The 11,683-nt window shown below is 68.6% G+C and carries 10 protein-coding genes; 3 read left to right on the forward strand and 7 right to left on the reverse strand.

Annotated elements, in window-relative coordinates; all coding sequences use genetic code 11:
• Positions 1-63: 63 nt before the first annotated feature.
• A complete protein-coding gene (locus CCR97_RS20000; protein WP_111358631.1) occupies positions 64-846 on the reverse strand; it encodes a 3-hydroxybutyrate dehydrogenase in 783 nt (260 codons plus the stop codon).
• 148 nt (positions 847-994) lie between these two features.
• Positions 995-2,386, reverse strand: coding sequence for a GntP family permease (locus CCR97_RS20005; protein WP_111360028.1), 1,392 nt, complete (start codon positions 2,384-2,386; stop codon positions 995-997).
• Positions 2,387-3,012: 626 nt separating this feature from the next.
• Here CCR97_RS20005 and CCR97_RS20010 point away from each other — a divergent pair.
• Both CCR97_RS20010 and CCR97_RS20015 read left to right on the forward strand, forming a co-directional pair.
• Entirely contained in the window at positions 3,013-3,666 is a 654-nt protein-coding gene (locus CCR97_RS20010; RefSeq protein ID WP_111360027.1) for a CoA transferase subunit A, read from the forward strand.
• Entirely contained in the window at positions 3,666-4,337 is a 672-nt protein-coding gene (locus tag CCR97_RS20015) for a 3-oxoacid CoA-transferase subunit B (RefSeq protein ID WP_111360026.1), read from the forward strand. Before CCR97_RS20010 ends, CCR97_RS20015 begins: the two co-directional genes overlap by 1 nt.
• 289 nt (positions 4,338-4,626) lie before the next feature.
• On the opposite strand, the gene CCR97_RS20020 is transcribed toward CCR97_RS20015, so the two are convergent.
• The 3 genes from CCR97_RS20020 to CCR97_RS20030 all read right to left on the reverse strand — a co-directional run bounded on the left by CCR97_RS20020 (position 4,627) and on the right by CCR97_RS20030 (position 7,810).
• Entirely contained in the window at positions 4,627-5,574 is a 948-nt protein-coding gene (locus CCR97_RS20020) for a beta-keto acid cleavage family enzyme (protein ID WP_111360729.1), read from the reverse strand.
• A gap of 156 nt (positions 5,575-5,730) precedes the next feature.
• A complete protein-coding gene (locus tag CCR97_RS20025) occupies positions 5,731-6,504 on the reverse strand; it encodes a cyclase family protein (RefSeq protein ID WP_111359335.1) in 774 nt (257 codons plus the stop codon).
• 67 nt (positions 6,505-6,571) lie between these two features.
• On the reverse strand, positions 6,572-7,810 hold the full coding sequence (locus CCR97_RS20030; protein WP_111359334.1) for an MFS transporter: 1,239 nt from the start codon (positions 7,808-7,810) through the stop codon (positions 6,572-6,574).
• Between the two features lie 642 nt (positions 7,811-8,452).
• On the opposite strand from CCR97_RS20030, the gene CCR97_RS20035 reads away from it, so the two are divergent.
• The gene (locus tag CCR97_RS20035; protein ID WP_201159777.1) at positions 8,453-9,253 is read left to right on the forward strand and encodes a TetR/AcrR family transcriptional regulator; all 801 of its coding nucleotides are present in this window, start codon (positions 8,453-8,455) and stop codon (positions 9,251-9,253) included.
• Between the two features lie 30 nt (positions 9,254-9,283).
• Here the strand turns inward: CCR97_RS20035 and CCR97_RS20040 are convergent, their stop codons facing one another.
• Both CCR97_RS20040 and CCR97_RS20045 read right to left on the reverse strand, forming a co-directional pair.
• The gene (locus tag CCR97_RS20040) at positions 9,284-10,162 is read right to left on the reverse strand and encodes a 2-keto-4-pentenoate hydratase (RefSeq protein WP_111359333.1); all 879 of its coding nucleotides are present in this window, start codon (positions 10,160-10,162) and stop codon (positions 9,284-9,286) included.
• Positions 10,163-10,238: 76 nt separating this feature from the next.
• Positions 10,239-11,480 (reverse strand): Coenzyme F420 hydrogenase/dehydrogenase, beta subunit C-terminal domain, encoded by a 1,242-nt coding sequence (locus CCR97_RS20045; protein ID WP_245429115.1) that lies wholly within the window; start codon positions 11,478-11,480, stop codon positions 10,239-10,241.
• Between the last annotated feature and the right edge of the window lie 203 nt (positions 11,481-11,683).

Genomic DNA, 11,683 nt, shown 5'->3' on the forward strand with positions numbered 1-11,683 from the left:
AACGGCCGGGGCCTTTCGGTCCCGGCCGTCGGTCGGCCGCATCTCCGGGGGAGAACCGGGCGTTTACTGGGCGTACCAGCCGCCGTCCATGTTGATGGCGGCGCCGCGCAGCTGCGAGGCGGCGTCCGAGCACATGAACACGGCGAGCTCGCCGAGCTGATCCGGGGTGACGAACTGCTTGGAGGGCTGCTTCTCGGTCAGCAGGCGGCGACCCGCCTCCTCGTTGCTGATGCTCTCGCGCTCGGCCCAGGCGTCGATCTGCTTCTGCACCAGCGGGGTGAGCACCCAGCCGGGGCAGATGGCGTTGCAGGTGATGCCGGTCTCGGCGTTCTCCAGCGCCACCACCTTGGTGAGGCCGACGAGGCCGTGCTTGGCCGACACATAGGCCGCCTTGTTGATCGAGGCGACGAGGCCGTGCACCGAGGCGATGTTGATGATGCGGCCCCAGTTGCGCTGTTTCATCTGCGGCACCACCGCCTTGATGGCGTAGAAGGCAGCCGACAGGTTGATCGACAGCACGAGCTCCCACTTGTCGTCCGGGAAGTCCTGCACCGGCGACACCACCTGGATGCCGGCGTTGTTGACCAGGATGTCGACCTTGCCGAGCTCCGCGGTGGCGCTCTCGATCAGGCCCTTGGTCTCGGCCGGCTTGGAGAGGTCGGCGCCGCTGTAGGCGGTCTTGACGCCGAACTCCTTGGCGATGCCGGCCTTGATCTTCTCGATCTCGGCGGGATCGCCGAAGCCGTTCAGCATGATGTCGGCGCCCTTGGCGGCGAGCGCCCGGGCGACGCCCAGGCCGATGCCGCTGGTCGAGCCGGTCACGACGGCGACTTTACCCTTCAACATGAGATTCTCCTCGGGTCTTCGATGGTCTCGGCCGCGGCGTGGACCGCCTGCGGTCGCCTCGGCCCGGCCTCGATCGGCGCACGGCGCCGCGGGGCCGGGTCGGACACGGAGAAGGCCGGGCGGCCGGAGCCGCCCGGCGGTGCCGGGCTCAGACGAGGCCGGTCAGATAGTACAACCCGATGACCACGAACACACTGGTCGTCTTGATCACCGTGATGGCGAAGATGTCCTTGTAGGACTGTCGGTGGGTCAGACCGGTGACGTTGAGCAGCGTGATCACGGCGCCGTTGTGGGGCAGCGTGTCCATGCCGCCGGACGCCATCGAGGCCACCCGGTGCAGCACCTCCAGCGGGATGTGGGCGGCGTTCGCCATGGCGACGAACTGGTCGGCCATCGCGGCGAGCGCGATCGACATGCCGCCCGATGCCGAGCCGGTGATGCCGGCCAGCACCGTCACCGAGATGGCGATGTTGACGAGCGGGTTGGGGATCGCGGTCAGGGCATCACGGATGAAGATGAAGCCCGGCAGCGCGGCGATGACGGCACCGAAGCCGTATTCCGACGCGGTGTTGAGCGAGGCGAGCAGCGAGCCGGCGACGGCCTGCTGGCTGCCGGCCGCGAAGCGCGACGCGATCGCCTTCCAGCCGAAGATCACGACGAACACGATGCCGAGGATCAGGGCGCCTTCGACGGCCCAGATGGCGGCGACCGATGAGGTCTGCTGGATGACCTTCGAGCCGCCCGGGATGAGCGACACCTCGACCGTGGCCGGATAGAACCGCTTGATCAGGTCGGTGAAGATGAAGTTCATCACCAGCACGAGGACGAGGGGCGTCATCGCGAGGATCGGGTTCGGCAGCTTCTCGGTGGCGATCGGCTCCGGCTCGTTGATGTGGCCGGTGCCGTAGCCTTCGCCCGCCTTGAGGGCGACGCGGCGGCGCCATTCGAGATAGAGCAGCCCGACCGCGAGGATGAACAGGCCGCCGAAGGTGCCGAGGATCGGCGCCGCCCAGGTGGTCGTCTTGAAGAAGGTGGTCGGGATGATGTTCTGGATTTGCGGCGTGCCGGGGAACGAATCCATGGTCGCCGTGAAGGCGCCGAGCGCGATGGTGCCCGGGATCAGGCGTTTCGGAATGTCGCTCTGGCGGAACATCTCGGCCGCGAACGGATAGACCGCGAACACCACGACGAACAGCGAGACGCCGCCGTAGGTGAGCAGGCAGCACACCGCGACGATCGAGACCATGGCGCGTTCACGGCCGATCACGCCGATGACGGCGGAGACGATCGAGCGCGAGAAGCCGGACAGCTCGATCACCTTGCCGAACACGGCGCCGAGCAGGAACACCGGGAAGTACAGCTTCACGAAGACGACCATGCGCTCCATGAAGAGACCGGTGAAGATCGGCGGGACGGCGGCCGGGTCGGTGAGCAGCACGGCACCCATTGCTGCAATGGGCGCGAACAGGATGACGCTGTAGCCCCGATAGGCGACGAACATCAGGAAGCCGAGCGCAGCGAGACAGATCAGAAAACTCATGGGCAGGCACTCCCAAGGTATTGGGGACGTTCTGGCGCTCGTGGAGGTTCTACTACTTCAGGACGGCGCCTCGACTGTCGTTGGCAGGCAGATTTACTTAGCGTCGGGTGCTCTTTATTGTATTGGTGAGAAGAGACAGAGCTTGCGGCGCGTACCCGCCTGTAGGCGCGCCCCCGTCCAGCGACGTTGACTTTTGTCAAACGGCTCGGACCGCTAGGTATTAGGCCTATTACGCGCCACTACGACTTGGCTTTTTATTTCAAACGATTGCCGCGCCGCACCAAGGTTGTGCGACATCAGCTGCTCCTCGTCTGGTGGCGGACAAAGAAACACCGTTGCGCGAGCGCCCGCATTGCGGGCAATTTTTCTCTATTGTGACAATCGTTCCATCGTCCTCGCGACAGCGCAGCGTGGCGACGCCACCCGAGCCGCGCCTCCGGGTGCGTCCGACACGTTCTGCTTGAAAGAGAATCGAGTGCAGTCTTAGTCCCGACGTAGCTCTACGACATAGGTGTATTACCGATGCGGCTGCGACGGGGCGGCCGCATAAGACCGCGTTCGCCATCGCCGCGGCCTCCCCCTCCTCGCGCCGCCGCATGGACATCGCCCGAACCACGAGTGTCCTGATGAAACCTCATCTGAAACCGGAAGACGCCGCCAAGCTCATCCCGGACGGCGCGCGCCTGATGATCGGCGGCTTCATGGGCGTCGGGTCGCCCCATCGGCTGCTCGACGCGCTGGCCCAGTCGGGCAAGCGCAATCTCACCGTGATCGCCAACGACACCGCGCGCCCCGGCGTCGACATCGGCAAGCTGGTCCGCGCCGGCTGCATCAAGAAGCTGGTCGCCTCGCATATCGGTCTCAATCCGGAGACCCAGAAGGCGATGATCGCCGGCGAGATGGAGGTCGAGCTGGTGCCGCAGGGCACGCTGGTCGAGCGCATCCGGGCCGGCGGCTACGGGCTGGGCGGCGTGCTCACCAAGACCGGTCTCGGCACCATCGCGGCGGAAGGCCAGCAGACGGTCGAGATCGACGGCGAGCAGTGGCTGCTGGCCAAGCCGCTGAAGGCGGACTTTGCCCTGATCGCCGCCGACCAGGCCGACTATTCGGGCAACCTCCAGTACCAGCTCACCGCGACGAACTTCAATCCGATCATGGCGCTCGCCGCCGCGACCGTGATCTGCGAGCCGCGCGAGATCCTTCCCGTCGGCATGATCTCCCCCGACGTCGTCAAGACGCCCGGCGTCGTCGTCGACTACCTGATCGAGAGGGCCGCCTGATGAAACCCGACGAGATCATCCAGCGCCGCGTCGCCCGCGAGCTGAAGCCGAACAGCCTGGTCAATCTCGGCATCGGCCTGCCGACCGGCGTCGCCAAGTACATCGACGAGCACGCCAACGTGCTGTTCGAGTCGGAGAACGGCATCGTCGGCCTGGCCGCCAAGCCGCCCGAGGGCATGGACGACCCCGACCTCACCGACGCCGGCGGCGGCACCGTCTCGGCCGTGCCGGGCGCGGCGACCATCGACAGCGCCTACTCGTTCGGCCTGATCCGCGGCGGTCATCTCGACGCCACCGTGCTCGGCGCCCTAGAGGTGGACGAGCGCGGCATGCTCGCCAACTGGGTGGTCCCCGGCAAGATGGTGCCCGGCATGGGCGGCGCCATGGACCTGGTGACCGGCGCCCGCCGCGTCATCGTCGCCATGAACCACACGGCGAAGGGCGCGCCCAAGATCGTGCCGAAATGCACGCTGCCGCTCACCTCGATCCGCCGCATCAGCCTGATCGTGACCGACATGGCCGTGATCGAGCCGACCGATGCGGGCCTGGTGCTGCGCGAGCGCGGCCCGGGCGTGACGGTCGAGCAGATCGTCGCCGCCACCTCGGCCAAGCTGATCATCGAGGGCGACGTCCCCGAGATGGAACTCGGCGTCGCCGCGGCGGCCGCCTGACGGCCGCCTCAGTCAGAGAAGACGTCCAAGGAACGAGAGCCGGCGGAGAGGCCCCTCCCCGCCGGCTCTTTATTTGTTTGTTCAGGGCGCGTGGCGTCGCATTCGTCACCCGCTCGTCCCCGCGAAGGCGGGGACCCAGGGGTCGCTCGACGGGTGGCCCTGGATTCCCGCTTTCGCGGGAATGAGCGGAGTGTGGGGCAACTTCAGCCGAACCACTCCAGGTCGTGGATGCCCGCGACGAGCGCGGGCATGACGAAGCGTAAGGGGCCGAAGCCGGCAGGACTCTCCCCTACTCGGCGGCGCTCTTCTGGGCCCAGCCGACATTACCGGCGCCCTTGAGGCCGAGGATTTGTCGCGCCTCGGACGGGGTGGCGACCGGGATGCTCAGCGCCTGCGCGATCGTCATGATCCGCTCGACCTGCTCGGCGCTCGACTTCGCCAGCACCTTCGGGGCGAGATAGAGATTGTCTTCCAGGCCGACCCGGACATTGCCGCCCATGCCCATGGCGGTCGCCATCATCGGGAGCTGGGCGCGCCCGGCCGCCGAGAGCGACCAGGTGAAGTTCTTCTCGCCGATCATCCGACAGGCGGACTCGTGCAGGAACACGAGGTTCCCGACGCTCGCCTGCATGCCGCCGAGAATCCCCAGCACGAACTGCAGATGGATCGGCGCCTTCAGCACGCCGGTCGAGAGCAGGAACTGCACGTTCGACAGCATGCCGGCGTCGTAGACCTCGAGCTCCGGCTTGGTGCCGGCCGCGGTCATGAACGTGGCGAACTCGGCGAGCGTCTTGAAGGTGTTCGGGAAGATCCAGTCCTCGGTGGCCTGCAGGAAGGGGATCTCCCAGTCGAAGCGCGGCTCCTTGATCTTCGCAGCGAGCGGATGGATGGCGAAGTTCATCGAGCCGGTGTTGAGCGAGGCGAGCTCGGGCTTCAGGAGCGCGACCGAGCGGGCCCGCTCGGCGACCGTCATCTCCTTGGAGCCGCCCGTGGTGATGCAGATCGCCGCGTCGGTCGCGGCGCTGATCGTCGTCACGATCTTCTCGTAGAGGGCCGGATCGGCCGATGGCTTGCCGGTCTGCGGGTCGCGCGCATGCACGTGGACGAGCGCCGCGCCGGCCTTGGCGGCGAGGATCGCGTCGGCCGCGATCTCGTCGGGCGTCAGCGGCAGATAGGGAGACAGGCTGGGGGTGTGCACGGAGCCGGTGACGGCGGCCGTGATGATCAGCTTCGACATGGAGAGTCCTTCGGCGTCTTCTAGAGAACAACTGCAGTCATTCCGGGGCGCGGGCCGAAGGCCCGCGAGCCCGGAATCCATACTCACAGACAGGGGTTATGGGTTCCGGGCTCGCCGCTTCGCGGCGCCCCGGAACGACGGAGCGCGTCCGGTGCCTCAAGCGTCCAGGATGGCGACGGCGCGGGTCCAGCCGGCGGAGGCACCGCGGATCTTCGCCGGGAAGCAGGCGACCGTGAATCCGGTCGGCGGCAGCAGCTCGAGATTGTGCAGCTTCTCGAGGTGGCAATAGCCGATCTTGCGGCCGGCCTTGTGGCCCTCCCAGATCAGGCCCGCGTCCTTGGTCTGCGCATAACGCTTCGCCGTGTAGACGAAGGGCGCGTCCCAGCTCCAGGCGTCCGTGCCGGTGACGCGCACGCCGCGCTCGGTCAGATAGAGGGTCGCCTCGCGGCTCATGCCGCAGCCGGCCGCGACGTAGCCCTCCTTGCCGTAGACGTCGCCGGCGCGCGTGTTGACCACGACGATCTCCAGCGGCTTCAGCGTGTGGCCGATGCGGGCGAGCTCCTTCTCGACGTCGTCGGCGGTGACCAGATAGCCGTCCTCGAAGCGCCGGAAGTCGAGCTTGACGCCCGGCTGGAAGCACCATTCCAGCGGCACCTCGTCGATCGTGATGGCGCGCTCGCCGTCGTTCATGGTCGAGGCGAAGTGATACGGCGCGTCGAGATGGGTGCCGTTGTGGGTGGTGATCTGCACCCACTCGATCGCCCAGGCCTCGCCGTTCGGCAGGTCCTCGGCCTTCAGGCCGGGGAAGAACGGCAGCAGCTCGTCGGTCGTGTCGTGGTGGTTCCGGTACTTGATCTTCGGCTCGTAGACCGGGGGATCGGCGAGCGTGCCGTTCTCGAAGTAGATGGACAGGTCGATGATCTTGTTCATTTTCGCATCTCCGGGGACGGGCCGGCCGCGGCGGGGACTGCGGCCGGCCCGGTGCTGCACGCGGATGTCAGCTCCGCGGTGCAGCGGCGGCGGGGGTCGTCTGGAGGGCGGCGACCTCGGTTCGCGGCAGGAAGGCGGTCAGGATCGCCGCCAGGAGGAACGGGACGGCGCAGATCAGGATCGCGGTCTGCAGGCTGTAGGCCGTGGCGATGCCGCCCAGGATGAAGGGCGCGAAGGCGGAGACGCCGCGGCCGACGTTGAAGCAGAAGCCCGAGCCGGTGGTGCGCACGCGGGTCGGGAACAGCTCGCCGTAATACGAGCCCATCAGGCCGACGAAGGCCATGAAGAACGCGTAGGCCGGCCCCATCCACAGGAGCGTCGCGGCGTTCTCGGTCAGCGCGTAGACGGCGAGCATCACGGCCGAGCCGGCGAGCGACAGGACGAGCGCGTTGCGCTTGCCGATGAAGTCGGCGATCCAGCCGAAGGCGTTGTAGCCGAGGAACATGCCGACGCTGAGGATGGTCATGAACATGCCCATGTCGGCGACCGAGAGACCACGCTCCTTGACCAGATAGGTCGGCAGCCACGTGGTCGGGCCCCAGTAGGCGGTCAGCGCGAAGGCGGAGACGAGCGTCGCGATGATGGTGTTCCGGGCGAGGCCGCCGGTGAAGATCTCCTTCACCGACACCTTCTCGGCCTTGGTGCCTTCGCCGCGGGCGCGGGCGTCGCGCTGCTGCTTCCAGGCCTCCGATTCGGGGACGAAGAAGTAGACGTAGACGGCGACGATCAGGGCGATGCCGGCGGTGAGGAACAGCGCCCGCCAGCCCCACATCGGGATGATCTTGCCGGCGAAGAACGAGGCGAGGCCGACGCCGACCGGGAACGAGCTCATCACGAAGGCGGCGGCGCGGCCGCGCTGCGCCGGCGGCCAGGTCTCGGCGATGTAGGCGGCGATGACGCCCCACAGGCCACCGAGGCCGAGGCCCGCGAGGAAGCGCAGGATCAGGATCTCCAGCCAGGAGTTGGCGAAGGCGATCACCATGGTGAGCAGGCTGAAGCTGATCAGCGACCACAGCATCGCCTTGCGGCGCCCGTAATTGTCGGAGTACCAGCCCATCACCACGCTGGAGATGCCGACGCCGATCAGCGTCGCGGTGGCGAGCAGGCCGGCTTCGGAGCGGGTGAGGCCGAGATCGGTCATGATCGGCTGGAACGCCATGGCGAGCAGCACGAGATCCATGGCGTCGAACGTGTAGGCCGCGAATCCTCCGCCGAGGACGCGCCATTTGGCCGTGTCTTTGGTCATGCGTAACCCCCAATCAATCCGTCGGCTCGGCGCGGGCGCGAAGGTCGCGAGGCGTCGGGTCACACGACGCCGCCGGCGGCCCGAGGGGAGGGGCGACCGGCCGGACCACGCCCGCGGCGGCCGCGGCTCGTTTCCATGTTCAGCGTCGCCACGTTAGACTGTACGTACGTACAGTGCATCCGGAGAATCACGGGCGGGCCCTGCGGCGGCGCTGGGGAGGGGTTGCGAAACCCGCAGGGCTCGAACGGCGACCGCCAGGGAGCGGCGCGCGATCCGCTCATCTCCGCGACGGCGCGCAGGCGCCAAGGCAAGACCGGAGGCACAGCCTCTCGGTGGTCGTCGTCCGCGCAGGCGGACGACCCAGTATCCGCAGGCATTCGCGATGTTGGTCGATAATCTGCGGCGTACTGGATGCTCCGCCTTCGCGGAGCACGACGGAGGAGAGGCTTCGGACCTCGCCTCGACGCCGATGCGCGGCGGCGGGGGCGAGCGCAAATCGGGGCCGCGTCGTCACGCTGCGGCGCAGGTCGGGGGCCGCGAGGGGCGGAGCCGCATTCCTGCGGAGTGGACAGCGGCGTCGCGGCGCGACTAAGTTGCCGTCGATCAGCCGGGCTCGACTCCACGAAAGGTCATCGCGGCCGTATGACGCCCTCTCCTCCGCGCGACCGCACCCTGATGCCCGCCACCGATCCCGACACGCCCCCCCGCAAGCGCCGCAAGCCGGCCAAGCCGGCGGAGTCGGCGGCCCCGCCGCGAACGCCCGCCGCGTCGACCCGGAAACGGGCCACCGCGACCGCCGAGGAGCCGAGCCGGCGCGCCAAGATCCTGCGCGCCGCCGAGCGGCTGTTCGCCCAGGAGGGTTTTCACGGCGCCTCGATGCGCGACATCGCCGAGGCCGCCGGCGTCGGCCTGTCGATCGTGGTCTATCACTTCGAGACCAAGCAGAATCTCTATCGCGCGGTCTTCGCCGAGCACGAGAAGCTGTTCGGGGAACGCCTCGCCGAGCTGCGCGCCATCTCGGATCTGCACGCGCCGGACGCGGTGGAGCGCATCGTCACCGCCTTCGTGATGCCGGTGATGCGCCAGCAGGCCCGTCCGGACGGCAAGTTCTACTCGATGCTGACGGTGCGCGAGGCCTCCGACCCGCACGAGCGGTCGCGCGGGATTCTGCGCGACTATTACGATCCGATGGCGCGCGAGTTCATCGCGGCGCTGCAGCGCGCGCTGCCGGAGAAATCACCCGAATACCTGCACTGGGCCTATCTGTTCGCGGTCGGCGCACTGGTGATGAACTTCTTCGACGAGCGCATGTCGCGCCTGTCCAAGCACCGCTACAAGCCCGGCGACCTGCCGACCAAGGGCCGCTTCCTGGTCCGCTTCATCACGGCCGGCATCATGGCCGGCCCGGACGTTGCGCCCGACGCGGCGCCGCCGGAGGCGTGACGCGGCGGCACCGTTACCGAAGCCGTCGGCTCACTGGAACGTCGCCTTCACCTCGACGGGCTTGTCGGTCAGTCCCTCGTAGCGGGCCGTCACGGTGCGACCGGCGGCGGGCGGCGACAGCGGCGAGAAGCTGCCGAGGCTCAGCATGTCGCCCGCCTTCAGGGTGATGCCGGCGCGGCCGAGATCCTCGACCAGCCAAGCCACCGCGTCGAGCGGATGGCCGAGGATCGCAGTGCCGGGGCTCTTGGCGATCTCGCGCCCGGTGTCGTCGGTGAGCACCACGGTCATCTTCGCCAGCCGGTCGGCGAAATCCTGCGTCGCCTGGACCGGCACCGGCGTGCCGACGACGCCGAGCCGCGCGCCGACATTGATCGCGGTCAGCACGCCGCCGTCCATGTGCGCGCCCTTCTGAAGCACCAGGTCGGGCAGCTCCAGGAACGGCACGACGGCGTCGAGATGCTTCAGGATCTCGACATGGCCCTTGGCGCCGTGGATGCCGGGATCCTTCACGGTCATGATCAGATCGGATTCGAACAGCGGCGCCGCCCCGAAGGCCGCCGGCACGCTCGCGCCGTCCTTCAGGATCATCTTGGCGAGCAGCGTGCCGCGCACCGGATGCGGCACCCCGAAGCGCTTCTGCACCGCCTCGTTGGTGAGGCCGGCCTTGTAGCCGACGACGTCGCCGAGCGCCGGCTTCAGCTTGGCGACCAGCTTCTCTTGGGCGCACAGGCCGTCGGCGACCGACAGGCCGGGCCCGTAGCTCTCGGCCGGCTCGCGCACCGCGACCTTGGCGGCGAGCGTCGCCACGGCGGCGTCGGACGGACAGGCGGCGAGCGCGGGCGAGATCACGGCAGCGAGCGGGCTCGCGAGCGCGAGCGAGACCACGACGGCGAGGCGACGGCGCAGCATGGGCGTCCTCCGATGTGATTTGGGACGAGCCTAGCGCAGCGTCCGGGGCGGAGGAAAGACGGCCCGTACCGCGCCGCTACCGCTCCCCCTCCCCCGGCGTCAGGCCGTAGGGCGCGACCAGATCCCAGACGTGCTGCGGCACCATGTGGCGCAGACGCTTGGGGCGCTGGCGGCGCAGATGCAGGATGGTCTCGATCGCCTTCATCTCGAGCCGCGCGCGGGCGAACTCGAGCCCGCGCGGACCGATCTTCGGCATCAGCCAGGCGACCAGCGGGCGCAGGAAATCCGGCGTGCCGCGCACCGGCAAGCCGCCGGCGGCGCGCTCGGTGTTCTTCAGGAAGCCCTTCACGGGCGCCTTCCGGTTGCCACCGGTGCCCGGCGCGGCGAGACGCACCTCGTCGCCGAGCAGCGACAGAAGCTCCTCGCCGCGCTCGTTGCGGACCAGCAGCCACTGCTCGCCCTCGCCGCCCATGTAGCCGACCGTGATGTCGGCGAGCGCGTTGGTGTAGTCGACGCAGGTGCGGCAGGTGAGCGGGAAAAAGTCGCCCGGCAGCTTGGACAGTGGCAGCAGCAGGAACGGGATCCGCTTCTCGCTGCCGTCGGAAAAGCGCAGCTCGACGTGATAGTCGGCGCGGAACTCGAGATAGGTGATGGTCGAAGGATCGTCGGCGAGCAACGACAGAAAGCCGTGAAAATTCTCGGTCGTGGTGTTGTCCGAGCACGGCGTGCCGACGACGTAGATCTTGTCGAAGCCGAGCTCCTGCTCGATGGCGCGCAGTGCGTGGACCTGGCACGGGATGCCGACCACGGCGATGCGCTTGAAGCCCTGCGCCGCGGCCGGCTCCAGCAGCGCCAGCAGCGGCGCGTAGCCCATCCGCATGCCGCGGCACTGCGCCATGCCCTCGGGCCGCGTGACCAGCACGGGCCGTGGCCGCCAGCGGTCGGCCGGGTCGGCCGCCATGGCCAGCACCGCGTCGACGGCGCCGGTCTCCAGGAGCCGCTCGCCGATCCGGGTGACGATGCCGGTCCACTGCGCCCCCGGGCGCGGTGCCTTCAGCGCCGCCCGCAGCATCTTCCGGAACGGACCGAAGAACTGCTCGTCCGCCTTCGCCGGATCGCGGGCGCGGCCGTGCACGGCCGTCTCCATGGCCGGGTAGTCGGGCTTGAGGAACTGGCAGGCGTGGCCGCACCAGCCGGGCGTCGCCATGCGCGAGATGCCGCAATCGGTGCACAGGTCGCGCTTCACGGCGTCGCCGATCGGCGGCGTCCACACCGGGGGAAGCGGCGACTGGTCGATCGACGGCTGATGGAGGGTCACGGCCCGCTCCGCATGTCGCGGCGCCCGCCGCCGCGGCCGACGATAGGCCGAGCGACCTCAAACCGCCAAGCGGGTGAAACGCGGATGACTTTCGGGATGGGTCCGGCGGGCCGGTCTCGGCCGTTCAGCAATCGCTCACTGGGCGACGAGCGAGACGAAGCTCGGGCCGCCCGGCGCAGCGGCCACGGGCCGCCGGACCCATC

Source organism: Rhodoplanes elegans (assembly GCF_016653355.1).
In the GTDB taxonomy this organism is placed as follows: Bacteria; Pseudomonadota; Alphaproteobacteria; order Rhizobiales; family Xanthobacteraceae; genus Rhodoplanes; species Rhodoplanes elegans.